This window comes from Pseudogemmobacter sp. W21_MBD1_M6, assembly GCF_052119585.1.
GTDB lineage: Bacteria > Pseudomonadota > Alphaproteobacteria > Rhodobacterales > Rhodobacteraceae > JBGQOJ01.
In genome coordinates this window covers 24,888-48,527 of record NZ_JBGQOJ010000010.1, presented here as the reverse complement: position 1 = coordinate 48,527, position 23,640 = coordinate 24,888, and the positions used below count along the sequence as shown (strand labels likewise).

The 23,640-nt window shown below is 60.9% G+C and carries 24 protein-coding genes and 1 pseudogene; 5 read left to right on the top strand and 20 right to left on the bottom strand.

Annotation, left to right across the window (positions count from 1 at the left end; genetic code table 11):
* Both ACEN2R_RS11750 and ACEN2R_RS11745 read right to left on the bottom strand, forming a co-directional pair.
* Entirely contained in the window at positions 1-1,389 is a 1,389-nt protein-coding gene (locus tag ACEN2R_RS11750) for a bifunctional enoyl-CoA hydratase/phosphate acetyltransferase (RefSeq protein WP_442042370.1), read from the bottom strand.
* 142 nt (positions 1,390-1,531) lie between these two features.
* Positions 1,532-1,807: a hypothetical protein gene (locus ACEN2R_RS11745; RefSeq protein WP_442042368.1), complete on the bottom strand. Its 276-nt coding sequence runs from the start codon at positions 1,805-1,807 to the stop codon at positions 1,532-1,534.
* A 338-nt stretch (positions 1,808-2,145) separates the two neighbouring features.
* Between ACEN2R_RS11745 and ACEN2R_RS11740 the strand changes: the two genes are divergently transcribed.
* Positions 2,146-2,364, top strand: coding sequence for a hypothetical protein (locus tag ACEN2R_RS11740; RefSeq protein WP_442042366.1), 219 nt, complete (start codon positions 2,146-2,148; stop codon positions 2,362-2,364).
* Positions 2,365-2,442: 78 nt separating this feature from the next.
* Here the strand turns inward: ACEN2R_RS11740 and ACEN2R_RS11735 are convergent, their stop codons facing one another.
* The 10 genes from ACEN2R_RS11735 to ACEN2R_RS11690 form a co-directional block, all read right to left on the bottom strand.
* The gene (locus ACEN2R_RS11735; protein ID WP_442042365.1) at positions 2,443-2,895 is read right to left on the bottom strand and encodes a CoxG family protein; all 453 of its coding nucleotides are present in this window, start codon (positions 2,893-2,895) and stop codon (positions 2,443-2,445) included.
* 154 nt (positions 2,896-3,049) lie between these two features.
* Positions 3,050-3,889, bottom strand: coding sequence for an XdhC family protein (locus tag ACEN2R_RS11730; protein WP_442042363.1), 840 nt, complete (start codon positions 3,887-3,889; stop codon positions 3,050-3,052).
* Between the two features lie 10 nt (positions 3,890-3,899).
* On the bottom strand, positions 3,900-5,084 hold the full coding sequence (locus tag ACEN2R_RS11725; protein ID WP_442042361.1) for a vWA domain-containing protein: 1,185 nt from the start codon (positions 5,082-5,084) through the stop codon (positions 3,900-3,902).
* The gene (locus ACEN2R_RS11720; RefSeq protein ID WP_442042359.1) at positions 5,081-5,959 is read right to left on the bottom strand and encodes an AAA family ATPase; all 879 of its coding nucleotides are present in this window, start codon (positions 5,957-5,959) and stop codon (positions 5,081-5,083) included. The genes ACEN2R_RS11725 and ACEN2R_RS11720 overlap by 4 nt, the downstream gene beginning before the upstream one ends.
* A gap of 45 nt (positions 5,960-6,004) precedes the next feature.
* A complete protein-coding gene (locus ACEN2R_RS11715; protein WP_442042357.1) occupies positions 6,005-8,425 on the bottom strand; it encodes an aerobic carbon-monoxide dehydrogenase large subunit in 2,421 nt (806 codons plus the stop codon).
* Positions 8,422-8,913 carry a (2Fe-2S)-binding protein gene (locus ACEN2R_RS11710; RefSeq protein WP_442042355.1) on the bottom strand — a complete coding sequence of 164 codons (492 nt, stop codon included), beginning with the start codon at positions 8,911-8,913 and terminating at the stop codon, positions 8,422-8,424. The genes ACEN2R_RS11715 and ACEN2R_RS11710 overlap by 4 nt, the downstream gene beginning before the upstream one ends.
* Positions 8,914-8,924: 11 nt before the next feature.
* Entirely contained in the window at positions 8,925-9,779 is an 855-nt protein-coding gene (locus tag ACEN2R_RS11705) for an FAD binding domain-containing protein (protein WP_442042353.1), read from the bottom strand.
* A 129-nt stretch (positions 9,780-9,908) separates the two neighbouring features.
* Positions 9,909-11,042 (bottom strand): MHYT domain-containing protein, encoded by a 1,134-nt coding sequence (locus ACEN2R_RS11700; protein ID WP_442042351.1) that lies wholly within the window; start codon positions 11,040-11,042, stop codon positions 9,909-9,911.
* 106 nt (positions 11,043-11,148) lie between these two features.
* Positions 11,149-11,742 carry a DUF1190 domain-containing protein gene (locus tag ACEN2R_RS11695; RefSeq protein ID WP_442042349.1) on the bottom strand — a complete coding sequence of 198 codons (594 nt, stop codon included), beginning with the start codon at positions 11,740-11,742 and terminating at the stop codon, positions 11,149-11,151.
* Between the two features lie 16 nt (positions 11,743-11,758).
* On the bottom strand, positions 11,759-12,985 hold the full coding sequence (locus ACEN2R_RS11690; RefSeq protein WP_442042347.1) for a glutathionylspermidine synthase family protein: 1,227 nt from the start codon (positions 12,983-12,985) through the stop codon (positions 11,759-11,761).
* Positions 12,986-13,125: 140 nt separating this feature from the next.
* Here ACEN2R_RS11690 and ACEN2R_RS11685 point away from each other — a divergent pair, with 140 nt between their 5' ends.
* Entirely contained in the window at positions 13,126-14,754 is a 1,629-nt protein-coding gene (locus ACEN2R_RS11685; protein ID WP_442042345.1) for an MFS transporter, read from the top strand.
* A gap of 6 nt (positions 14,755-14,760) precedes the next feature.
* Here the strand turns inward: ACEN2R_RS11685 and ACEN2R_RS11680 are convergent, their stop codons facing one another.
* A complete protein-coding gene (locus tag ACEN2R_RS11680) occupies positions 14,761-16,005 on the bottom strand; it encodes an NAD(P)/FAD-dependent oxidoreductase (protein ID WP_442042343.1) in 1,245 nt (414 codons plus the stop codon).
* Between the two features lie 160 nt (positions 16,006-16,165).
* Here ACEN2R_RS11680 and ACEN2R_RS11675 point away from each other — a divergent pair, with 160 nt between their 5' ends.
* The 3 genes from ACEN2R_RS11675 to arsJ are packed head-to-tail and all read left to right on the top strand — an operon-like array spanning position 16,166 to position 19,241.
* Positions 16,166-17,002, top strand: coding sequence for an arsenate reductase/protein-tyrosine-phosphatase family protein (locus tag ACEN2R_RS11675; RefSeq protein WP_442042341.1), 837 nt, complete (start codon positions 16,166-16,168; stop codon positions 17,000-17,002).
* Positions 16,999-17,997, top strand: a complete 999-nt coding sequence (locus ACEN2R_RS11670; RefSeq protein WP_442042339.1) for an ArsJ-associated glyceraldehyde-3-phosphate dehydrogenase — start codon at positions 16,999-17,001, stop codon at positions 17,995-17,997. Before ACEN2R_RS11675 ends, ACEN2R_RS11670 begins: the two co-directional genes overlap by 4 nt.
* A complete protein-coding gene (gene arsJ, locus ACEN2R_RS11665) occupies positions 17,994-19,241 on the top strand; it encodes an organoarsenical effux MFS transporter ArsJ (protein WP_442042337.1) in 1,248 nt (415 codons plus the stop codon). Before ACEN2R_RS11670 ends, arsJ begins: the two co-directional genes overlap by 4 nt.
* A gap of 359 nt (positions 19,242-19,600) precedes the next feature.
* Here arsJ and ACEN2R_RS11660 read toward each other — a convergent pair whose 3' ends face one another.
* The 7 genes and pseudogenes from ACEN2R_RS11660 to ACEN2R_RS11630 form a co-directional block, all read right to left on the bottom strand.
* Positions 19,601-19,843 (bottom strand): hypothetical protein, encoded by a 243-nt coding sequence (locus ACEN2R_RS11660; RefSeq protein WP_442042335.1) that lies wholly within the window; start codon positions 19,841-19,843, stop codon positions 19,601-19,603.
* A gap of 156 nt (positions 19,844-19,999) precedes the next feature.
* Complete coding sequence (locus ACEN2R_RS11655; protein WP_442042333.1) at positions 20,000-20,311, bottom strand: hypothetical protein; 312 nt, start codon at positions 20,309-20,311, stop codon at positions 20,000-20,002.
* A gap of 326 nt (positions 20,312-20,637) precedes the next feature.
* A pseudogene (locus ACEN2R_RS11650) lies at positions 20,638-20,800 on the bottom strand (transposase); the annotation flags it as partial.
* Between the two features lie 85 nt (positions 20,801-20,885).
* Entirely contained in the window at positions 20,886-21,302 is a 417-nt protein-coding gene (locus ACEN2R_RS11645; protein WP_442042331.1) for a nuclear transport factor 2 family protein, read from the bottom strand.
* Complete coding sequence (locus tag ACEN2R_RS11640) at positions 21,302-21,928, bottom strand: aspartate/glutamate racemase family protein (protein WP_442042330.1); 627 nt, start codon at positions 21,926-21,928, stop codon at positions 21,302-21,304. Before ACEN2R_RS11640 ends, ACEN2R_RS11645 begins: the two co-directional genes overlap by 1 nt.
* On the bottom strand, positions 21,925-22,764 hold the full coding sequence (locus tag ACEN2R_RS11635) for an ABC transporter permease (protein WP_442042328.1): 840 nt from the start codon (positions 22,762-22,764) through the stop codon (positions 21,925-21,927). The genes ACEN2R_RS11640 and ACEN2R_RS11635 overlap by 4 nt, the downstream gene beginning before the upstream one ends.
* Positions 22,764-23,618 (bottom strand): ABC transporter permease, encoded by an 855-nt coding sequence (locus ACEN2R_RS11630; RefSeq protein WP_442042326.1) that lies wholly within the window; start codon positions 23,616-23,618, stop codon positions 22,764-22,766. Before ACEN2R_RS11630 ends, ACEN2R_RS11635 begins: the two co-directional genes overlap by 1 nt.
* Positions 23,619-23,640: the final 22 nt, after the last annotated feature.

The following is a 23,640-nucleotide window of genomic DNA, read 5'->3' as shown; positions in this document are numbered from 1 at the left end:
TCAGGGCACCCGCCGGTGATGTGCATAAAGTTGCGCGATCGCGCAGGATGCCAGCCGCGACATTGTCCCGTCCGCACGGCTGGTCAGAATGATCGGCACGCGGGCACCGATGACAATGCCCGCCGCATCGGCACCGGCAAGATAGATCAACTGCTTCGCGATCATGTTGCCCGCCTCCAGATCCGGCACCACAAGGATATCGGCGTCGCCCGCGACCTCGGATTTGATCCCCTTGATCTCGGCTGCGGATTTGGAAATTGCGTTGTCGAACGCCAGTGGCCCATCCAGCAGCCCGCCAGTGATCTGCCCGCGATCGGCCATCTTGCACAGCGCCGCCGCCTCGACCGTTGACGCGATCTTGGGGTAGACCGTTTCGACCGCCGACAGGATCGCGACCTTGGGGGTTTCGATGCCAAGCGCCTGCGCCAGATCAATCGCGTTCTGGACGATATCACGCTTTTCCTCCAGCGTCGGGTAGATGTTGATCGCGGCATCGGTGATGAACAGCGGCTTGGGATAATGCGGCACATCCAGCACGAAAATATGGCTCATCCGCCGATCGGTCCGCAGCCCCGTTTCGCGGTTCAGGATCGGCTGCATCATCTCGTCGGTATGCAGCTTCCCCTTCATCATGGCCTGCGCCGTGCCGTTTCGCACCAGTGCCACGGCACGTTCTGCGGCGGCATGGCTATGGGGCACATCGTCTATCTCGATTCCGTCCAGACTGATATTTGCCGCCTTCGCCACGGCCCTGATCTTGGCGGCAGGCCCCACAAGAACAGGCGTGATCAGGCCCTGCGACTTTGCCTCGACCGCGCCCGACAATGACGTTTCGTCGCAGGGGTGGATCACGGCAGTGACAATCGGCGCAAGGTCACATGTCGCCTCGATCAGCTCTTTGTAGTGCGCACCGACCTCGTGGACATGCCCCCGCGACAAGGCAACACGCGGCCGCCTGACCTTTTTCGGCGGCGCGATGACTTCGGCCTCGCCATCAATCACGTTCTCGCCGTTCTGGTTGATGCACTGGCACCGAAGGCGCAGGCGCTGCCCGTCGGGCAGTTTTTCCGTCACGGTCACGCGCACGGTCACCGTTTCCCCCAGCCCGACGGGGCGCAGGAAGGTCAGCGATTGACTGACGTAAATCGTTCCCGGTCCGGGCAATTCCGTGCCCAGCACGGCGGATATCAACGACCCGCCCCACATCCCGTGGGTTATCACCTTCTGGAACGCGTCGGACTGTGCATAGTCCTGATCGACATGCGCCGGGTTCACCTTGCCCGACATCGCGGAAAACAGATCAATGTCTTGATGGCGCAGAGTGCGGACAAGTTCGGCGCTCTCGCCAATATTTATTTCGTCAAAGGTTTTGTTTTCAATGTATTGCATATCCCGCGCTCCTTTTAGGGCGATACGATACCCCCCTTCTGGCACAGCCCCGGAAGGCGTCGCGCGGGATAAGCATGTCTGGTCAATTCAGAGAGTGTGAAAGAATTGCACCGCAAGGGCAAGGGGCCGGACAGAGCGACCGCTACGCGGAGAAATATTGCCGGGCCGCCGCACTGCCCCCGTTCAAAGGATGACCATCTGGCGGCTCTGCGTTCGGCTGCGATATGCACCAGCACTTGCGCAATTCCGCGACGACCGGATGCGCGACCTTGAAGTAATTGCCGATGTCGCGATCCGTCAGTCCCAGATCAACGAACGTCTCAAGGCTTGCCCTGGGCATCGGACCCAGTTTCAGCGCGTCACGTTGCAACCTGAACGGAACGGCAGTGGCTTGCCAACGTAGTATAGGTGCCTTCATTTGCTTTTCCTCCTGGAAGCCAAAGACTGCGGGCAAAGAAAACCAACTCGTTGCACGGAATCACTCTTTATCAATACAGCAATTATTGTGACAAAAGTGTATCACGCAAATCAAAACTTTTGACCTTGGCGGCTGGGGCGGTTCTGTGCCGATCCCCATCCCATGCCTGCACGTTTTAATACACTGCACTGAACCATCCGAACAGCCGCACAATGCCGCACCCTGTGTGTCATTTCTTCATGGCTGCGTGAAAAATGTTGTGCGTCATGATTGGGATCAATTCCAATAATTATCAAAATGACTAATTAATAGGTAGCCACACAGGAGGGTCGCGCCCAATGGATGATCTCGCCACAGTCGAAGAACGACGCAAAGCGAACTCTGCCGCGATAGAGGCCGCGGACGAGTTATTCTTCAAATACAATGACGGACAACGACGCGTCGCGCTTTCTGTCGAAAAGGAAGACGCGCTTTATCTTGTCGAAACCGGTGTTTATGACCAGAACGTGTTGAGCATTGCACAGGACGGGTGCATCTATCTGAACGAAAGCATATAAGCCGTCGCACCGGATTAGGCCGCGAACAGATACGTCCTGGCCAAGCCCCAGGGGGCCGCCAGGGCGATGTTTTGCGGCTTAGGCCGCGTTTTTCTCTCCGACAATCTCGGCAAATCTGGCGAAGAACTGGCCGGACAGTTTTTTGGCTGTGCTGGTCATCAGGCGGCTACCCAGTTGGGCGATTTTTCCACCGATTTCGGCCTTTGCCGTATATCGCAGGATCGTGGTGTCGCCGTCTGCATCCAGCACGACATCCGCCCCGCCCTTGGCAAAGCCCGCGACGCCGCCGTTTCCGGTGCCGACAAGCGAGAAGCGGTTCGGTGCGCCTGCGGTGTCCAGCGTCACATTGCCGCCGAACCGCGCCTTGACCGGGCCGACCTTCAGCACAACCTTTGCCTCCAGCTCTGTGTCGGAATGCTTGATCAACTCTTCGCAACCGGGGATGCATTCCTTCAGGATCAGCGGATCGTTCAATGCCGCGTAGACGACACTGACAGGGGCGTTGATGATGATTTCGTCGTTAAGTTCCAATTTTGCGTTCCTTCAACAGCAAGGGAATTTGATTTCGGCAAGCAGGTCCGCCTGCTCTTTCGTCAGCGCGGGACACAGGCGTCTGAACCGTCGGTTGATCCGTGACAGGGTGCTGCGGATCAAGGATGGCATTGCCACGGCTTTGGTCGGGCAATCAGTTTCTTGCATGATCCTGCCCCCCGACCTGACGCGTGGCGGTCCGGCGCTGCAGCACCACCTCTGACAGGATCGACAGGGCGATTTCATCGGGTGTGATGGCGTGAATATCCAGCCCTGCGGGCGATTTGATCGCCGACAGGGCCGCAGGGTCCACGCCCGATGCGACCAGCGCAGCGCCAAGCGTTTCGAACTTTCGGCGGCTGCCAACGAACGCGATATAGCTGGCGTTGGCCGACAGCGCGGCCCGAAGCGCCGCCTCGTCGCCCTTGCCCTGCGTTGCGATGATGACAAAGCGGCTGCTGGCGGGGGCCGTGTCGAACACGAACGCATCGCGCAGGTTCTCGACTCCGGGCGCCTCCGGCGGCGCAAGTCCCGGTGCGCAAAGCGTGCGCGCGAAATCGAACCGGCCAGCAAGCTGCACAAGGGCAAGCGCCACGGGGCCGCTGCCGCAGATCACCAATTCAGGCTGCGGGACAACCGGTTCCACAAAAATATCCATCGACCCTTTGCTGGGGCAGCCGTTGCGGGCAAACCGCACGCCGTCACGCTCGTCTCCGGGGGTCAGGCCCTCGGCCTCCAGCAGGTCTTCGGGGCGCAGGGAAATGAACTGTGTCCTGCCTTGGCTGATCGCGGCAAGGGCGGCCTTTGTCACTGCGGCGCGGATGCAGCCGCCACCGATCCAGCCTTCGGCAATTGTGCCGTCTTGCAGGATGACCGCCTTTGCCCCCGGCTTGGCCGATGTCGCGTTGACCGTGCGCACCACGGTCGCGATGGCGAAGGGCGCGCCGGTGTCCCGAAGGGCGCTTATGCGGGTCTCGAAAGAGGTGCTGGTCATAAGGTGGTCCTCATATGCGGGCAAGGTCCGGTTCAAGGGCGGCAAGGCTGTCAAGCGTGTTGGCGGCGGCGAAAAGGTCAAGATACGGCAGGGCGGCGGCCATGCCCCGCGCGACGGGTTCATAGCCCGTCCAGCCCTTCAGCGGATTCAGCCAGATGATCTTGCACCCGCGCTTTTTTATCGCCTTCAACGCATCGGCCAGAACCTGCGGCGGGTCGGTGTCATACCCGTCGGACAGAATGACAACCACGCTGCGCCCGCTGACAAAACGGCGGGCGTAGGTGCGGCTGAACAGGTCCAGATTGGTGCCGATCCTTGATCCGCCGCCAAATCCGTCTGCCAGAAGCGTCAGCCGGTTCAGGGCGCGCAAAGGATCATCATCGCGCAGCGCATCGGTGATCCGCACAAGACGGGTGTGGAACAGATAGGCATCCGCCGTCTGGTCGGCCCGGATCAGGCCCGAAAGAAACGCCAGAAAGACGCGGGAATAGACGGTCATCGACCCCGAGACATCACACAGAACCGTCAGTTGGACAGGCCGCGTCGGGCGGCGACGGCGCGGCAGACGAACAGGTTCCCCACCGCTGGACAGGCTGTACCGGATCACCTTGCGAAAGTCGATGCGCGCACCCTTGTGTGCGGCGATCTGGCGGCGCGATCTGCGGTCGCGCAGGGCAAGGGCCAGACGGCGGGCAACGATTTCCGCCTCGGCGATGTCCTGCGGCGAGACCAGTTCCCGCATGTCCTTTTTCATCAGGTTCTGCACACCACTGGCCACCAGCCGCCCCAGACCGTCCGCCGCGGCATCACCATCGCCGCGCCCGGTGTCGGGGCTGTCGATCGCGCCGGTGCCGGATGTCTGCTGCCCGTTGTCCTGCTGGCTGGTTCTGGTGTGTTTGGCGGTGCTATCCGCAGATTTCACAACCTTTTCACGCACCCGCCCCGCGTTGCGCCAATAGCTGTCGAACAGCATGCCGAACCTGTCCGCCTCTTGCTGCGTGCCGGCGCAAACCGCCTTTAGCGCCAGTTGCACCTCCTGCGGGTCAGAGGCCTGCACATGGGCCAGCGCGTTGACCGCCATTTCGGCCTCGAACACACCCAAGCGAAAGCCGTGTTCCCGCAGATGCGCGATGAACCCCGCCACACGGGCTGTGGCGCCGGGGTCGCGACCGGAAAATCGGGTGACCTGTGTCATGCGGCCTTCCCCGCCAGTCGTTGCGCAACCTCGATCGGGATGTTCGCCTGATCGGCCTGCGTTTTCAACAAGGTCACAAGGCTGGCGCGCAACAGGTCCGGGTTATCGTTCAGGTCGTTGATGCCAAGCCCGACAAGCGCCGCCGCGAAATCAAGCATTTCCGCCACGCCGGGGGTTTTTTCCAGCTCTTCGCGGCGCAGAGATTGCACAAAGCCCACAATCTGTGCGGCAAGCCGCGCGTCAATCGTAGGGCACCGCGCGGCAAGGATCGCCAGCTCCGTCTTGCGGTCGGGGTATTCGACATAGGCATAGATACAGCGGCGACGCAGCGCATCCGACAGGTCACGCGTGCCGTTCGAGGTCAGGATCACATGGGGCCGCGCCTTGGCCGTCAACGTCCCCAGTTCCGGTACGGTGATCTGGAAATCCGACAAAACCTCCAGCAGATAGGCCTCGAACTCCTGATCGGCGCGGTCGATCTCGTCGATCAGCAAAACAGGCGACACATCCTGCCGGATGGCCTGCAACAAGGGGCGTTCCAGCAGGAATTCCTCGGAAAATATCCGGTCTTCGACGATCTTTCCGGTTTTGCCGTCTTCGGCTGCGGCGCGGATCGCCAAAAGCTGACGCTGATAGTTCCATTCATAAATCGCATGGGCCGCGTCCAGCCCCTCGTAGCATTGAAGCCGGATCAGGCGGGTGCCCAGCGCGGCAGCCAAGGCGCGCGCGATCTCGGTCTTGCCGACGCCGGCCGCCCCTTCAAGCAACAGGGGGCGGCCCAGTGTCAGGGCGATATGCAACGCCATCGCCAGATCAGGAGAGGCAATATACCCCTGATCCGAAAGGTCGTCCGTGAGTGTTTTCCAGTCTGTCATCATCGGGTCCACGGGGCGACACTGCGCCGCCCCGCATGTCCATTTCTAGCCGTGCAGGCCAAGGGTGTTGGCAATCGTCCAGATGCGCCATTGATCGTGGGGCATATGCGACTGTTTCAGCCCGAATGGCCGGAAGGCATCGTGCACCGCGTTCGAGAAGGCAGGCACGCCACCGACGTTCGGGCTTTCGCCCACGCCTTTTGCGCCGATCGGGTGATGCGGGCTTGGCGTTTCGGTAAAGTCGGTGGTGTAATGCGGCGTTTCCCATGACGTCGGCAGGAAGAAATCCATCAACGTGCCGGTCTTGACGTTGCCGATTTCATCATAGGCAATCTCTTGACCCATGGCGATGGCATAGGCCTCTGTCACGCCGCCATGCACCTGTCCTTCGATGATCATCGGGTTGATCCGGGTGCCGCAATCGTCCAGCGCATAGAACTGCCGGATCTCGTGCGTGCCGGTATCCACGTCGATCTCCATGACGCAGATATAGGCCCCGAAGGGAAAGGTCATGTTGGGCGGGTCATAATAGCTGACCGCCTCCAGCCCCGGCTCCAACCCCGGAATTGCCTGATGATAGGACGCATAGGCGATATCCTTCATCGTCTTGAACTGCTCGGGTGCGCCTTTGACGACAAATCGGTCCACATCCCATTCCAGATCGCCGTCATGCACCTCTAGCAGATAAGCCGCGATCATCTGGGCCTTGGCGCGGATCTTGCGACCCGCCATCGCGGCGGCGGCCCCCGCCACAGGGGTAGAGCGTGACCCGTAGGTGCCAAGCCCGTAAGGCGCCGTATCGGTGTCGCCTTCCTCGATGGTGATGTTGTCGGCAGAGATGCCGATCTCGCTGGCAAGGATCTGGGCAAAGGTCGTGGCATGCCCCTGCCCCTGACTGATCGTGCCAAGCCGTGCGATGGCCGATCCTGTCGGGTGGATGCGGATCTCGCAGCTGTCGAACATGCCCATGCCAAGGATGTCGCAGTTCTTGACCGGCCCTGCGCCGACGATCTCGGTAAAGTGGCTAAGGCCGATCCCCAGCAGCTTGCGCGTTTCGCCACGCTTGAACGCCTCGACCCGCTGTGCCTGTTCCTTGCGCAGATCGTCATAGCCGACAGCCTTCAGCGCCTTGGTCCAGGCGGTGTGATAATCGCCGGAATCGTATTCCCAGCCCAAGGCGGATTGATAGGGGAACTGGTCCTTGCGGATAAAGTTTTTGGCGCGCAGTTCCGCCGCGTCCATTCCCAGCTTGATCGCCAGCACCTCTATCATCCGCTCGATGAAATAGGCGGCCTCTGTCACGCGGAACGAACAGCGGTAGGACACGCCCCCCGGTGCCTTGTTGGTATAGACCCCGTCGACCCCAAGATAGGCGACCGGAATGTCATAGGAGCCGGTGCAGATGCTCATGAAACCCGCAGGAAACTTGGTCGGGTCGGCGCAGGCATCGAACGCGCCGTGGTCGGCGGTAACATGGCAATGTAGGCCGGTGATCTTGCCGTCTTTCGTGGCGCTGATCTTGCCCTTCATCCAGTAATCGCGGGCAAAGGCGGTGGACATCAGGTTGTCCATCCGGTCCTCGACCCATTTCACCGGGCGCCCCGTGACGATGGAGGCCACGATAGAGCAGACATAGCCGGGGTAGACCCCAACCTTATTGCCGAACCCGCCCCCGATATCGGGAGAAACGACGCGGATGTTATGCTCTTCAATCCCCGACAAAAGCGATGCGACGGTACGCACGACATGCGGGGCCTGAAAGGTGCCGAACAGCGTCAGCTTGCCGGTCACCTTGTCCATCGACGCGACGCAGCCGCAGGTTTCCAGCGGGCAAGGATGGGTGCGGTGGTAATAGACGGTTTCCTCTGCCACCACATCGGCGCCGGCGATCACCTCGTCGGTGGCGGCCTGATCGCCCACTTCCCACAGGAAGATGTGGTTGTGATGCCGACGTGCGCCATGCGCGCCCGATGTCTGTCCTTCAAGGTCTTCGCGCAGGACAACCGCATCCGGTTCCATCGCCTTGTAGGGGTCGGTGATGACCGGCAGTTCCTCGTACTCGACCTCGATCAGCTCGATCGCGTCGGCGTTGATATAGCGGTCCTCGGCGATGACAAAGGCAATCTCCTGCCCCTGGAACAGCACCTTGCCGTCGGCCAGCACCATCTGCTTGTCACCGGCCAGCGTGGGCATCCAGTGCAGGCCAAGCGGTTCCAGATCCTTGGCGGTCAGAACGGCGATCACACCGGGCAGCGCCATCGCCGCATCGGTGTTGATCGACTTGATCCGCGCATGCGCATAGGGCGAGCGGACGAAGTCGCCGAACAGCATGCCGGGCATCTTGATGTCATCGACATAATTGCCCTTGCCCTGGGTGAACCGCACGTCCTCGACGCGCTTGCGGGAACATCCAAGACCTTTGAGTTTCGTGGCGCGTTCAACGCTTGTCGGGGTCTGGTCGTTCATTCTGCCGCCTCCTTGGCTGCGTTCATCTCTGTCGCTGCTGCCAGCACGGATTTGACGATGTTCTGATAGCCGGTGCAGCGGCACAGGTTCCCGGCCATGCCAAAGCGGACCTCTTCCTCTGTCGGTGTCGGGTTCTCCTGCAACAGGCGGTGCGCGCGGGTGATCATGCCGGGGGTGCAAAAGCCGCATTGCAGACCGTGGTGTTCCCGAAAGGCGCTTTGCAGCACATTCAGGGTGCCCGGCTCTGCCAGACCTTCGATCGTGGTGACATCCGCGCCATTGGCCTGCGCCGCAAATACGGTGCAGGACTTCACCGACTTGCCGTTCATCTCGACCGTGCAGGCCCCGCAATGAGAGGTTTCGCAGCCGATGTGCGGGCCGGTGATGTTCAGTTTTTCGCGAAGGACGTGGATCAGCAGTTCGCGCGGTTCGCACAACAGCTCTTTCTCTTCGCCGTTGACGGTCAGTTTCAGGTGCATCTTGCTCATGTCAGTCCTCCTTACGCGCGGGAAACGGCGCGCTCGATGGCGCGTTTGATGACCACGCCAGCGACGTGACGCTTGAAGGCCACGGGGCCACGGTTATCTTCGGTCGGCGATATGCCGGCCAAGGCCGCAGCAACAGCCGCCGCGATATCCGCCTCGGCGCAGGCCGTGCCGACCAAGGCCGCACCTGCCGCCTTTGACCAGATCGGCGTGTCGGCAAGGTTGGTCATGGCGATGGACGCGGCTGTGCATTTCCCGCCCGATATTGTGATCAGGACAGCAGCGGCGGCCGTCGCGTAATCGCCGATCTTGCGCTTTTGCTTTTCGTAGGCATAGCCGCCGGTGGGGGCCTTGAAGGTGATCGCGACAAGGATTTCGTCATCGTCGCAGGCCGTCACATAGGCGCTCTCATAGAAGTCCCGCGCCTTGACCTCTCGTTCGCCCGATGGCCCCGCCAAAGTGAACGTCGCGTCCAGACATTGCATCAATCCGGGCATGTCGTTCGCCGGATCACCGTTGGCCACGTTGCCGCCGATGGTGCCGACGTAACGCACCTGTGGGTCGGCGATCTGCAAGGCCGCCTCGCGCAGCAGCGGGGCCGCCTTGGCAAGGGCCACGCTGTTGATCAGTTCATGCTGGGTGACCATGGCCCCCAGATGCACCGTGTCACCGGCGACGGTTAGCGCTTTCAGTTCCGTGATGTCCTGTAGATCGACCAGATGTTCAACCGCGGCCATGCGCAGCTTCATCATCGGGATCAGGCTGTGGCCACCCGCAAGCACACGCGCCTCCTCGCCGTATTGCTGCAAAACACCCACCGCGGATTTTACATCCGCTGGCCGGTGATACTCGAATGCTGATGGTATCATTGGCACCTCCCAGTCGCCGCTTCTTGACTTGGGTGCAGTATGCCGCCGTATGCAGCGGCCCTTGGGATTCTTGACCGAGGTGCGCGGTTCGTTTCACGAAATGCGAATTGGCTGCACGAATGCGGCGGGCTAAAGCCCCAGCGCCTGACGCACCTCTGCCAGACGCGTGCGGCTGACCGGAACAGCGCCCAGCTGCGGGCTGCGCTCGAAGTAGCAGATACCGTTGTCCTTCTTGCGCTCGAAGCCGGACACATGACGGGGGTTGATCATGTAGCTGCGATGGCAACGGATAAAGGCGCTGTCCTTCAGCCGCGTCTCTGCATCGGTAATCGACCATTGGCAGAACAGCTTGGCCGGGCCGGAATAAAGGATGGTATAGTGCCCCTCGGCGCGGATCGCCGAAATTTGCGCAAGATCGACAAACAGGGTTCGCCCGTCTTTCTCATAGGGGACCGGCCCCTTTTCGACAGGGACGGAACCAGCGCCCCCTGACGGTTTTCCGGGCGCGACGGGGCTGGCCGGGCGGGCGGGCGCACTATCCGGGCTTGCGGCACCGGCTGCGGGCCAAAAGGTGACGCCCGACAAAAGGAACGCGCCACAAATCACAAAAGAGATCAACGTGACGATGATGGCCAAGGCGGCATTGTCGATCGCATCGACGCTTTCGCCAAGACCTGCGGCAGGCACAAAGTTCGTGTCGGCCATCGCAAGGAAGTGAACCGCGAATACCGCAAGCCCGAAGGTCAGCGTGCTGAGGATAATGTTGCGATGGGTCCGCGCGCCGTAAGCGATGCCAAAAGATCCGATGCCCAGAACGACAGAGGCTGCAACGGCCAGAACGATACCGATGGGCGTATAGACCGGCGTGCAAAGTTGCATACCCGACATGCCGATATAGTGCATTGCCGGAATACCCAGCCCGACGATGGTGCCCGCGATACAGATACTGGCAGAGGTGCGGGTGCGGAAATGCATCACCAGAAAGGCCACCCCGACCATCAGGATCGCAACCAGCGCCGATATCAGCGTTGTCAGGGTGTCGTAGTAGAACAGGATCGGCAATTGCAGGCCCAGCATCGCGACAAAGTGCATCGACCATATGCCACCGCCAAGCGCGACAGAGGCCATGGCAACCCGCAGTTTTCGCTGTGTCTCGGGCAGGCGCGACAGCCCCTGCGTCAAGGCAAGACCAGTAAAACTGGCCATCAGCGAAACCGCCAAAGACGCAAGAACCAACGGAATACTATGCGAGTAGTCCAGCAAAACGAGTGTCCCCTCCCAGTGACGTGCGTTTACGCGGTGCTCTATAGTGATGGGTGATCCGGGGCTACGATGTCAACTCACCAAAGGTGGACTTTTTGCGGCGGGATCAGCCGCCAAAAGACCCGCGGCTGGCAGAGGTGCTGCCAAAACCGCCGCGCGACGCGACGGAGGTTTTGGTCATCGGCGCCTTGCCGATCGTCGCGGGCGGTTTCGCGAATTGGGTCGCCCCCAGCTTGGCCTTGCCCGCATTGCTGGAATAGGAGCTGGTTCCCGTTGCATTGGTAAATTGCCCGCCTGCCTTGCGGTACAAAGGTTGCCCCACAGTCGACCCGACGCCACGGCTTAGCATGTTTCCGATCAGATACCCCGTTAGCAGCGGCATGAAAATGCCACCCCCGCCCCCGCCCCCGCCGCCAGATGCCTGCTGTTCGTCGCCGCAAGACCCGACGCCATGCTCCTGTTCGCAGACCTGCAAGCTGTCATAGCGCGGGGCGGATTCGACGTGTATTTTCTGCACCTCCTGATAGGCCGCCTCGCAGTCAATTGCCGAAAAATTGGTTGCCCCCGTTGCAGCGGCGGATTTGCAGCTTTGCAGATCAGGAAAGGCCTGCGCGTCAACCTCTTCCTCGCGGCACCCTGCCAGGGCAAATGCTGCTGCGCCAACGATGCAAAGGGCAACTCTTTGGGAACGTTTTCTCATGATGTGATCCTTTGTGTCAGTCGCGAATGAAATGGGGTTTGAAACGGGACAGATCCTGCGTGATGCGCGCGCGATCCTCGCGCATGCCGATTCCCGCACAGGTCTCGCCGATGATCCACGATCCGATGACAGGCCGGAAGCCGTCGAAGACGGGCAGCGGATGATAGGCCTGAACGATCCTGGGATGTTCGCTATATGCATCATTGGTCGAGGCCTCGGTGATCGCACCCCCCTCGACGATGGAAATCGACGCACCCTCGCGGGAAAAGACGGGCTTGATCACATGGCCTTGCTTCAGAATTTTAGCCGAGCGCCCGAAGGATTGCGCAACATGCGGGGCGGCAAGGCCCTGCCCTGACATGGCGTCCGCCACATCCGCCTCGAAAAACGCGGGCAGCAGGTTCGGGTGCCCCTCGAACATCTGCCACAACACCGGCAGCATCCCCTTGTTCGATACCATGGCCTTCCATGCGGGTTCCAGAAACCGGCAGCCGCTGTTCTTGATGCTGCGGGCATAGTCGTCGCGCAGCAGATCTTCCCAGGGATAAAGCTTGAACAGGATGCCGATCACCCGGTCCTCGTCGTCGATGAACTGGCCGTCGGGGCTAAGGCCGATCTTTTCCAGGTCCGAATAATGCGCGCCCAGCCCCGCCTCTCGCGCAGCCCACCCCATGCATTCGACGGTGCCGTATTCCTCGGGGTTGCCGCCAACGGCGGTGAAATGCAGATTGGTATCGGGTGCGAACAGGTCTTTGAACCGCTCGACCAATGCCTCGTGAATGCTGTTGAACTGGTCGTCGTCGGGGGCAAGGACGCCGGTGGCGATCTGCCCTTCAAGCCAGCTCCACTGGAACGACGCGCTTTCATAAAGCGAGGTCGGCGTGTCGGCGTTGTATTCCAACAGCTTTGCCGGACCCTTGCCATCATAGGCCAGATCGAAGCGGCCATAGATTTCCGGCTCACCCCGCGCCCAACTGTCCGCGACCAGATCGCAGTGCTCGTCCGGTATGCAAAGACGCGCCATCAACTCTTCGCTTGCGACAATCTCCGCTACGGCCTCGCGGCACATGCCATGCAGTTCCGTCGAGGGATCCTCGATATCGGTCTCGATCTGTTTCAGCGTGAACTGATAGGCCGAACTTTCGTCCCAATACGGCTCGCCATGCATATCGGCAAAGGTAAAGCCCACATCCGCCGCCTCTTGCCGCCAGTTCGCACGTTCCGGAATGTCGATCTTTTTCATCGCTGCCTTCGCTTTGTATCCTGTCCGCCATTAGGTATCCTTCAATCCTGCCAAGGTCCAGCCATGCGCACGGTCCTTGCCAGCCAATAGAAGCACGCGTATCTGCAAGAGACGACTTTCACCAAGGAAAGGTTCGCGTCTTGCCAAAACGAGCGTCCATTCTGGGGCTGTTTCAGAACGCCCCGTTCCGCGCATTGTGGCTGGCGACTTTGGTGTCGAACCTTGGCGGGTTGATTCAGGCCGTCGGCGCGGGCTGGATGATGACGACCATATCGGACTCTCCGGGTATGGTGGCGCTTGTCCAGGCCTCGACCACGCTGCCGATCATGTTGTTCTCGTTGCCGTCGGGGGCATTGGCCGACAGCCTTGACCGCAGAAAGATCATGCTGACGGCGCAGACGCTGATGCTGTTGGTGTCCATCGGCCTGACGGTCTGTGCGTATCTGGGTGTGCTGACCCCGTGGCTGCTGTTGTCGTTCACCTTTCTGATCGGGTGCGGCACCGCGTTGCACAACCCGTCGTGGCAATCCTCGATGGGCGACATCGTAGCCAGAGAGGACCTGCCCTCGGCGGTGCTGCTCAACAGCATGGGGTTCAACCTGATGCGCAGCGTCGGCCCTGCCATCGGTGGCGCGATTGTGGCGCTGTCCGGTGCTGCGGCGGCCTTTGCGCTGAACGCGGCCAGTTACCTGACACTGATCTTCGCCCTGACCCGCTGGACGCCGGACTATGCCGCGCGCAACCTGCCCCGAGAGTCCTTCGGGCCAGCCGTCGCCGCCGGCCTGCGCTATGTCTCGATGTCACCGAACCTGATGAAGGTCTTGTTGCGCGGGTTCTTGTTCGGGGCATCGGCCATCGCGGTTCTGGCGCTATTGCCCCTGGTCGCGCGGAACCTGCTTCAGGGCAGCGCCCTGACCTACGGCGTCATGCTGGGGTGCTTCGGGTTCGGCGCGATCGGCGGCGCGTTTGCAAGCGGGCATTTGCGGGAAAAGCTGAACAATGAAACCATTGTGCGGGGCACGTTTGTGGTCTTTGCCTGTGGTGCTGTCATCCTTGGGGTCAGCCGGAACATCTGGCTGAGCGGCGGCATCCTGATGCTGTGCGGCGCCTGCTGGGTGCTGACGCTGTCGCTGTTCAACGTTACGGTGCAACTGTCCACACCGCGCTGGGTCGTGGGGCGGGCGCTTGCGCTGTATCAAACCGCGACCTTCGGCGGCATGGCCGCGGGCAGCTGGTTGTGGGGCACCGTCGCCGAGGCGCATGGATCAGAGCGGGCTCTGGTGCTGTCCGGCGGCATGCTGATCTGCGGTGCCTTGGTCGGCCTGCGCTATGCTCTGCCGGAATTCGGCGCCTTGAACGTCGACCCGCTGGACAGGTTCAGCGAACCGCCCCTGCGGCTGGACATGACATCGCGCAGCGGGCCTATCATGGTCATGGTCGACTACGACATCGCGCAGCAGGAGATTCCGGCATTCCTTGCCGCGATGGCCGACCGCCGACGCATCCGCAAACGGGACGGCGCGCGCCAGTGGGCCTTGTTGCGCGATCTGGAAAACCCCGACGTCTGGACCGAAACCTATCATGTGTCGACATGGGTGGATTATGTGCGCCACAACCAGCGCCGCACCAAGGCCGATGCCGAAGTGTCGGACCGGTTGCTGGCCCTGCACAAGGGCGCGGACAAGCCCAAGGTGCACCGGATGATCGAAAGGCAGACCGTCACCCTGCGCGATGACATGCCGCTGAAATCCCACCCCGAGGTGCACTGACCGCGTCTAGAACCGCGTCGGCAGATAGGGCGCCATGGCCACCTCTGGCTGCCGCCCCGCGACCAGATCGGCAATGATGCGGGCGGTGACGGGGGCCAGCGTCAGGCCAAGGTGGCCGTGCCCGTAGGCATGCAGCACCTCTGCCCCGCCCCGCGACGGCCCGATCACAGGAACCGAGTCCGGCATAGACGGGCGAAAGCCCATCCAGCTGCGATCGGGCGCAGGCAGATCGGGGAACAGAGCCCGCGCGCCCTGTTCCAGCACCTTCAGCCGGTGCGGCGATGGCGGCGCGGTCAGCCCGCCAAGCTCGACCGTTCCGGCCACCCGCAAGCGCCCCGTCATCGGGCACAGATAGAGCCCGCGCGATGTCGGGCTGACGGGCCGCGACAGACACGGCGCGGGCATATCCCATTCCAGATGATAGCCGCGCTCGGTGTCCAGCGGCACGCGGTCGCCTACCATGCGCGCCAATGCCCGCGAATGCGCACCTGCGGCGATAACAACCCGCCTCGCCGTCAGCGATAGCCCGCCTGCGCTGATCCGCACGCCTGTTGCGGTGCGCTCCAGCCTGTCAACGCGGGCCTTGTGATGAACGACACCCGCCCGCAGCACCGCATCCGCCAGATGGCCAACCATCTGCCCGGGGTCCGACATGGACAGCGCATCGGGAAAGAACACGCCGCCCCCCTCGGTCTTTGGAAGGTTCGGTTCCATCTGCGCCACTTCGTGGGGCTGCAAAAGTTCGGCAGAAACCCCCATCGCCCGCCGGAACGCCGTGTCGGCCCCGGCAGCGGCAAAATCACCGGATGTTTCATAGAAATGAAGGCAACCGCGGTTTTGCAGAATTCCGGCCGCGTCGATATCAGCCGCCAGCGATTGCCACGATTTGGCTGCCGAGCCCAGAAGGGCGGCGATGGACGACGCGTTGCGCCTTGCCGCCTGGGGAAGTGATTGCAGGGCAAAGCGCAACAACCATGGCGCAAGCATCGGCAGCGCCGCCCGCCGGATCGACAAAGGCGAGGATCTGTCGAACAAAAGCGATGGCAGGTTGCGCAAGACTGCGGGGGTGCCAACCGGCAGGACGGCGTAATCCGCGATCATTCCGGCATTGCCAAAAGATGCGCCCGACCCAAGCGCATCGGGGTCGATCACGCAAACCGCATGGCCCTCGGCGGCAAGGCGGTGGGCAATGGCAAGCCCGATGACACCGCCGCCGACGACGGCAATCTCCGTATTCTGCCCTTGGCTCATGCCCGGACCTTTCTGGAACGCATTCAAAAACGGGGTCGCGAGCCAGCATCCCGGACCGGCAAAGCGCCCGCGCCACGTTAATCAACCCCCGCGACGCTGCGCAACCGGTTTCCGGTCAAAGCGGCTTGTTCATACCCATTAATTCATACATACATGAAATATGGAAACACTGATTCTGAATCAACTTACCACCCTTGGACATCCGCAACGCCTTTCGGTGTTCCGAATGCTGATGCGGCGGTATCCCGACGCTGTTCCAGCCGGTGAAATCGCCGATGCGACAGGGCTGAAGGCCTCGACGCTGTCGGTCTATCTGGGGTCGTTGCGGCAGGCGGGATTGATCACGCAAAAGCGGCAGGGGACATCATTGCGTTACACGGCGGACGTAAAGAACGCGGAAAAGTTGGTTGGTTTTCTTTTCACCGATTGCTGCCTTGGTCGCCCCGATCTGTGCCGCACGGACGCCACACCGAAACTCTGGGAACACGACATGGAACACAGAAAATACAACGTGCTTTTCATTTGCACAGGAAACTCTGCGCGCTCGATCTTTGCCGAGACCCTTCTTCGGGCGCAGGCGGGCGACCGGTTCAACGTCTATTCCGCAGGCACGCGGCCCTCATCGGAGCTGAACCCGTTCGCCATCGAGATGCTGCACTTGAAGGGGCACGACATTTCGCCGCTGCGCGCCAAGAACATCGCTGAATTCCAGGGGCCGGACGCGCCGCTAATGGATTTCGTTTTTACCGTCTGCGACCGCGCCGCGAACGAAGACTGCCCCGCATGGAAAGGGCAGCCGGTGTCGGCGCATTGGGGCCTGCCCGATCCGGTCAAGGCACAAGGCACGGACGCCGAAAAGCGGCTTGCCTTTCAACAGACCTATGGTGCGCTCGGGAACCGTATCCGCGCCTTTGCGGCGCTGCCGATCGACACACTGGACCGCGTGACGCTGCAAGCCCGCGTGGACGACATCGCACAGACAAAGGACGACCAATGACCACCTACGCAATCAACGGCCTTGGCCGGATCGGAAAGCTTGCGCTGCGTCCGCTACTGGAACGCGGCGCAAAGATCGCATGGATCAACGATGCGGTGGGCGACCCGGCCATGCAGGCGCATCTGCTGGAATTCGATAGCGTGCATGGCCGCTGGCAGGCCGATTTCGCCGCCGATGGCGCCAGCATCACCATCAACGGAACCCGTATTCCGACGCTGAGCCACAGCCGGATCGAGGACTTGCCGCTGGACGGCGTCGATGTGGTGATCGACTGTACCGGCGCGTTCAAGACCGAGGCAAAGCTGGCCCCCTATTTTGCGGCAGGCATCAAAAAGGTTGTTGTGTCCGCCCCTGTGAAAGACGGCGATGCGGCCAATATCGTCTATGGTGTGAACCACGACATCTACGACCCTGCCCGCCACCGGATTGTGACCGCCGCAAGCTGCACCACCAACTGTCTGGCCCCTGTGGTCAAGGTGATCCACGAGGGGTTGGGCATTCGCCACGGCTCTATCACCACCATCCACGACGTGACCAATACGCAAACCATCGTGGACCGCCCCGCGAAGGATATGCGCCGCGCGCGTTCGGCGTTGAACTCGTTGATCCCGACAACGACGGGGTCGGCCACGGCGATCACGCTGATCTATCCGGAATTGACGGGCAAGCTGAACGGCCACGCGGTGCGGGTGCCGCTGCTGAACGCCTCGCTGACGGATTGCGTGTTCGAGGTGATGCGCGAAACGACCGCCGAGGAAGTGAACGAGATGTTTCGCACCGCCGCCGAAGGGCCGTTGAACGGCATCCTTGGCTATGAAACGCGCCCGCTGGTTTCTGCCGATTACGTCAACGATGCGCGGTCGGCGATCATCGACGCGCCGTCGACGATGGTGGTGAACGGAACGCAGGTGAAGATCTACGCGTGGTACGACAACGAATGGGGCTATGCGCACCGGCTTGTCGATGTGGCGCTGATGGTTGGCGCGTCCCTATGAACCGGCCCGCCGGTTTGTCCGCCTATATGGCCGTGACCGCCGCCTATTGGGCGTTCATGTTATCAGACGGGGCGCTGCGGATGCTGGTGCTTTTGCATTTTCACACGCTGGGCTTTTCGCCCGTTCAACTGGCCTATCTGTTTGTCCTGTATGAAATCGCGGGCGTCATCACCAACCTTTCAGCGGGCTGGATCGCGGCACGCTTTGGCCTGACATCGACGCTTTATGCGGGGCTTGGCCTTCAGGTTCTGGCGCTGCTGGCGCTCGCGCAGCTTGATCCGGACTGGGCCGTTCCGACCTCTGTCGCCTTTGTCATGGCGGTTCAGGGCGCATCGGGCGTGGCCAAGGATCTGGCCAAGATGAGTTCCAAATCGGCCGTCAAACTGCTGGCCCCCACTGGTCAGGGCGGATTGTTCCGTTGGGTGGCGGTCCTGACCGGATCGAAAAATGCGGTCAAAGGCGCGGGGTTCCTTCTGGGCGCGGCGCTACTGGCGGTCTGGGGATTTGTGCCATCGGTCCTTGGCATGGCGGCACTTCTGGCCGTCATCCTGATTGCCGTCGCGGTCTGGATGCCCGTCGGGTTGCCACGCGGCCGCAAGGGCGCAAAGTTCGCCGAGGTCTTTTCGAACAACGCGAACATCAACTGGCTGTCCGTCGCCCGGATGTTCCTGTTCGGTGCGCGCGACGTCTGGTTTGTGGTTGGCATCCCGATCTATTTCTACGCGGTTCTGTCGGACGGATCAGAGGCGGGCAACCGCACGGCCTTTTTCACAATCGGCACCTTTATGGCGGTCTGGACGATCCTTTATGGCGCAGTGCAGGCCTACGCCCCGCGCCTGTTGGATGCCGCGCACCGCACCGACGCCGACCTGATCGCTGCCGCGAAACGCTGGGCGGGTGCGCTGGCGGCGGTGCCCGCAATACTGGCGGCGGTTGTCTGGGCGGCGGGCGATCCCTCGCTCTGGCTGACCGCCTTGGTCATTGCGGGGCTGTTGGTATTCGGGGCCGTTTTCGCGGTAAACTCCTCGCTGCATTCCTACCTGATCCTTGCCTTCACCAGCGGCGAGCGGGTGACGATGGACGTCGGGTTTTACTACATGGCGAATGCGGCAGGACGGTTGATCGGCACATTGCTGTCGGGCCTGACCTATCAGATCGGCGGGCTGCCGCTGTGCCTTGCGACGGCTGCCATACTGCTGATCCTTAGCCGGATCGGCGCAGGCCGGCTTGCGGAGGAGCACTGATGGCGGGTGGTGGTCGAGACGAAGTCCGCCAAGCAGAAGTATTGATCTGCTTTTTAATATCAATAACAATGCCTTAATAAATCCACACATAGCGTTTTAGATAGCGCTTTTCACTCACTATTCTGACTGTATAGCATCGAGACAGCCACATTAGATTCAGAATGCGAAGCGAGGCAAATACCCTGCATCCGTGCCATGCCTCCGAATGATCGGGACAGGAACCTACACCCGAACGGCCCCGACTTCGGTTGGGAAAACGCGGTATCAAACGCGCTGCCCGCCGAGCCTTAACCGGGGAGCAATCAGCGCACTTGATGTATTTCGCTGGACTCACCAATCCCAACGTTGCCTGTCAGCTATCATTTCAGGCCGAGGATATCTTTTGCCTCTTGCAAGACTTCAACAGAGCGCTGGTGATTGCCCGCCTTATGAAGGGTTTCGCCCTCGGCGCGCAGTTCCTTGACCTTCACCAATTGCTCCGCCGATATCTGCGGATCAGCTGCAAGAGCAGTGTCGATTTCGGCCATGTCGGCCGGGCAATGGAATGCCAGCGCAGGCTGAGCGAAAAACAAAACAACAATCAATGCGAGAAGAGGTTTCATGGTTTGCTCCCTTCCGTTTCGATCAGACCATTTGGCCGTTATTGCCAGTATAGTCCTTCTGACCGAGTCGATCTAATCACTCTGGCGTCAACGTTCGCGCAAGACGAGGCTAACCGCAGCGAACGTCACGTCGCGGAGCCTAATTAGGCTAGATCGTCAAACGACTCTGAAAACTTCCCAGCGCGTCGACCCGGAAACAATTACCTCACCCATTTTCGGCCCCCACTCGCCATGCATCTTGATCGAGGCAATCTTGGAGAAAAAGTCATCAAGATCTTTTAGCCCATTGATTTCCATCTCATTTTCGACAAGTCCTTCACTTACTCCAACCGAACCTGTAACGATCCGCGCCTTCGACACGTCGATATTGGTTTGGGCCCCGATTTGCTGGTTCCACTCTTCAATCAGATCAATAGCCTCCTGCTTGCGGCCAAATTTCGCTGTAAATTGCCAACGCGCGATCATCATCTGCCTTCCTCCAGTCTACGAGTCGAGAAGCTGGCACTTTACCACATCTTGGCCTCTCAAGCATTTCTTGAGTCCGCTCCTTCAAGTCTCAATGAGTCACGCGGTCCGGCAATCGCCTCAGACTAGATCCAACGCCCGCTGGCGCGTTTGACTCGACAGGCCAGATGACGGCCCATGCCTGCCTGACTGACGCGCATGCGTCGATAGCGCATCACAACCGGCCCAAGATTTTGCATGGCACGCTAAGTCTGGCGTGCCGGTGCCGGGTCAAATTTTGCGCAGGCACTTGCGATCTGTCCCGCCTGTGCGATCCCGACACGGTCGCGATCCTCGGCTGACACCACATCCGTGTCGCGGTGCGCTGTCGCCCATTGTTCAGCGTCGAAAGCCCAACGCCCAAATCATTCGCAACTTGTCGCCGTGTCAGCCCGCTGCTCAGGCGATCCGCACCGCATCTTTGCGAAATTCATCTGTTCTTGCTGTGCCCATAGTCGGTCTCCTTTGTTGCAGTAAATGCTATCAAAGGAGCGGCATCAAACCGTGACAGGCCCATAGCGACCGTGGGTCGGCAGGGTCACAGGGGGGCCTCTGACAGGCCTATGCGATCCAGCAGGATTTCAGCGCTATCGTTCCAGACCTGCGTCGCGACGATCAGCCCGTCGCGCACGGTGAATATATCAATGTAGCGGTTGCCATCGAACGGTGTCCCATCGGGCCAAGCACCGTAGAGGTGGCCGGTGTTGTAGACGTGGACATCGCCTGTCTTTGGGTCCAGCGCCGCATCGGTGCGGATGAACCGCTTCTTCACCCAGGCATAACGCTTGGCATTAAAGGCCGTCGCCTGCGCCGGGGCGGTAAACGCGCGCCCCCCGGTGAAGGTGATGCGCAGCCCTTCGGCCACAAAGGCCGCCGCCCCCTTGGGATCGGGGATCATGGAACATTCGAGGTAGGCTTCTACCACCTGTTTCGCTTGGGTCACTGGATCTGTCATCAACGTTTCGTCCTTTCCAGCGCCGCGCGCAGGCCGTCGATCAGCGGCACCTGGAAATCAGGCGCACATGCCGCGACATGCACCATGCCCGCACACCCAAGGACGACGGCGCGGATGTCGTCCTGCGCCAAGGCCGCCTGTGCCTCGGCCAGAACACGGGCGATCGCGGTGGCGGGATACGTTTCAAGGTCCAACACCGGAACGCCGCTTGCGCGGACCCGCGCGCAATGGGGGGCAAGGCCAAGGGCTGCAATGTTGGCCTCCAGCACCGGGACGGACGCGGCAAGGGTCGTCACCACGCTGAACCGGCCCAGACGCGCGGCCTTGGCGTAGGCGGCCTCTCCTATACCGATAACGGGACAGTCGACCAAGGCGCGCGCCTCGGTAAGTCCCGTATCATCGAAACAGCCGATGATGACGGTTCTGGCGCCGGCCAGCCTTGCCTTTTGCACGAGGGCCAACAGCGGCGGGATGCAGGCGGCGCCGTCCTCTGGCCCTTGGATGGCGGGCGGGCCATCATGAGACGTCCAGCCTTCGATCCGGGCGTCAGGCAGTTCGGCGCGGGCGGTTGACAGCAAGGATTCTGTCATGGAAACCGTGCTGTTGGGGTTGATGATGACGATCACAAAAGCCCCTTGCCCGCATCTGAAACGGCCCGTGCCCGGCGTCTGGCCCCTAAGAGGGCGATGCCCAGAAACACACCTATGATAGCCAATGAAAATAGAGTGGTAAGCGTTCCCAGCGCATAAAGCACCGGCGAGGTCACATTGGTCGTCATGCCATAGATTTCCAGCGGCAGGGTGTTGTAGCTGCCCGCCGTCAACAACGTGCGGGCGAATTCGTCGTAGGACAAAGTGAAGCCGAACAACGCGACCCCGATCAGGCTAGGCCCGATGATCGGCAGGACGACATAGCGCAGGGTCTGCCACGGCGTGGCCCCAAGATCGCGGGCGGCTTCCTCGTAGCTTTTATCAAACCGGTTGAAGACGGCGAACATGATCAGCAGACCGAATGGCAGCGTCCAGGTCAGTTGTGCCCCAAAGCCGGAGGTGGCCCAATGGACTGTCAGGTTTGCTTGGCTGAACATCAAGCCTACGCCGAGCGAGATCAGAATTGACGGGATCACCAGCGCTGTGATGATCAGGTAGAACAGGATCGCAGACCCCTTGAACCGCTTGCGAAAGGCAAGGCCACCCATGACGGACACAACGACGGTCGTGACCATGACCATCAGACCCAGCACGATGGATCGGCTGAAGCTGCCCCAGATGTCGCCGACGGCTTGCACCTGAAACAGGTCACGGAACCAATAGGTCGACACGCCGCGCATCGGAAAGGTCAACCCGCCGCCGGGCCCCTGGAACGACAAGATCGCGATGGTAATCGTGGGGCCGTAAAGGAAAAGCATGAACAGCGCGAAGAACGCGGTAAGCACATAGAAGGACCGGGGACGCGGTTCCATCAGAGTTCCTTTCGAATATCGACAAAGCGCAGCAGGATGCCGATCACGATCAGCACGGTCGCCAGCAGGACGATCGCCGTGGCCGAGGCGCTGGGGTATTGCAGCAGCGCGATGTCGTTCGAGATCAACCGGCCGACGTTGGCGGATTGTGACCCGCTCATAAAACGCACCGTGATGAAGTCACCCATCACAAGGGTCACAACGAAAATCGTGCCGATCATGATGCCGGGCTTGGTCAAAGGCAGGATGACGTTCCACAGGATCTGCGGAGCGGTGGCCCCTGCATCCCGCGCCGCCTCGATCAGGGACTTGTCGATGCGCATCATTGTGTTGAAGATCGGGACGACCATGAACAGCGTGTAAAGATGCACGAAGGCAAGGATGACGGCAAAGTCGCTGAACAACAGCCACTCCAGCGGTTCATCCACCACCCCCCAAGAGATCAGCGCCGAATTGGCGATCCCGTTGCGGCCCAGAAACGGGATCCACGAAATCATCCGAATGATGTTGCTGGTCCAGAACGGGATTGTGCACAGCAGGAACAGCGCAATCTGCCAGGTTTGGGTTCGGATGTGGAATGCAAGGTAATAGGCAACCGTGAACCCGATCACAAACGTCAGCCCCCACGTGACCGCCGCGTATTTGAAGGTGTTCAGGAACACGCGATAGGTGACCGGCGATCCAAATAGGAAATCGTAGTTTTCCATGGAAAACGCGGGAACTATGCTGAATTCGGTCGCCGTCCAGAAGCTGACGATACCGATCAGGATGATCGGCAGCACAAGGAACACGGCCAGCACAAGCGCCAGTGGCGACACCATCAGCCAGCCGATCAGGTTGGGTCTTGCTTGCATGTCATGCCTTTCGGGAAAAGAT

What these genes read in the sequence shown, in the direction of transcription:
- ACEN2R_RS11750 (WP_442042370.1), bottom strand. Translation starts at nt 1,389, where the DNA reads ATGCAATACATTGAAAACAAAACCTTTGACGAAATAAATATTGGCGAG.
- ACEN2R_RS11745 (WP_442042368.1), bottom strand. Translation starts at nt 1,807, where the DNA reads ATGAAGGCACCTATACTACGTTGGCAAGCCACTGCCGTTCCGTTCAGG.
- ACEN2R_RS11740 (WP_442042366.1), top strand. Translation starts at nt 2,146, where the DNA reads ATGGATGATCTCGCCACAGTCGAAGAACGACGCAAAGCGAACTCTGCC.
- ACEN2R_RS11730 (WP_442042363.1), bottom strand. Translation starts at nt 3,889, where the DNA reads ATGACCAGCACCTCTTTCGAGACCCGCATAAGCGCCCTTCGGGACACC.
- ACEN2R_RS11725 (WP_442042361.1), bottom strand. Translation starts at nt 5,084, where the DNA reads ATGACACAGGTCACCCGATTTTCCGGTCGCGACCCCGGCGCCACAGCC.
- ACEN2R_RS11720 (WP_442042359.1), bottom strand. Translation starts at nt 5,959, where the DNA reads ATGACAGACTGGAAAACACTCACGGACGACCTTTCGGATCAGGGGTAT.
- ACEN2R_RS11715 (WP_442042357.1), bottom strand. Translation starts at nt 8,425, where the DNA reads ATGAACGACCAGACCCCGACAAGCGTTGAACGCGCCACGAAACTCAAA.
- ACEN2R_RS11710 (WP_442042355.1), bottom strand. Translation starts at nt 8,913, where the DNA reads ATGAGCAAGATGCACCTGAAACTGACCGTCAACGGCGAAGAGAAAGAG.
- ACEN2R_RS11705 (WP_442042353.1), bottom strand. Translation starts at nt 9,779, where the DNA reads ATGATACCATCAGCATTCGAGTATCACCGGCCAGCGGATGTAAAATCC.
- ACEN2R_RS11695 (WP_442042349.1), bottom strand. Translation starts at nt 11,742, where the DNA reads ATGAGAAAACGTTCCCAAAGAGTTGCCCTTTGCATCGTTGGCGCAGCA.
- ACEN2R_RS11690 (WP_442042347.1), bottom strand. Translation starts at nt 12,985, where the DNA reads ATGAAAAAGATCGACATTCCGGAACGTGCGAACTGGCGGCAAGAGGCG.
- ACEN2R_RS11680 (WP_442042343.1), bottom strand. Translation starts at nt 16,005, where the DNA reads ATGAGCCAAGGGCAGAATACGGAGATTGCCGTCGTCGGCGGCGGTGTC.
- ACEN2R_RS11675 (WP_442042341.1), top strand. Translation starts at nt 16,166, where the DNA reads ATGGAAACACTGATTCTGAATCAACTTACCACCCTTGGACATCCGCAA.
- ACEN2R_RS11670 (WP_442042339.1), top strand. Translation starts at nt 16,999, where the DNA reads ATGACCACCTACGCAATCAACGGCCTTGGCCGGATCGGAAAGCTTGCG.
- arsJ (WP_442042337.1), top strand. Translation starts at nt 17,994, where the DNA reads ATGAACCGGCCCGCCGGTTTGTCCGCCTATATGGCCGTGACCGCCGCC.
- ACEN2R_RS11660 (WP_442042335.1), bottom strand. Translation starts at nt 19,843, where the DNA reads ATGAAACCTCTTCTCGCATTGATTGTTGTTTTGTTTTTCGCTCAGCCT.
- ACEN2R_RS11655 (WP_442042333.1), bottom strand. Translation starts at nt 20,311, where the DNA reads ATGATGATCGCGCGTTGGCAATTTACAGCGAAATTTGGCCGCAAGCAG.
- ACEN2R_RS11645 (WP_442042331.1), bottom strand. Translation starts at nt 21,302, where the DNA reads ATGACAGATCCAGTGACCCAAGCGAAACAGGTGGTAGAAGCCTACCTC.
- ACEN2R_RS11635 (WP_442042328.1), bottom strand. Translation starts at nt 22,764, where the DNA reads ATGGAACCGCGTCCCCGGTCCTTCTATGTGCTTACCGCGTTCTTCGCG.
- ACEN2R_RS11630 (WP_442042326.1), bottom strand. Translation starts at nt 23,618, where the DNA reads ATGCAAGCAAGACCCAACCTGATCGGCTGGCTGATGGTGTCGCCACTG.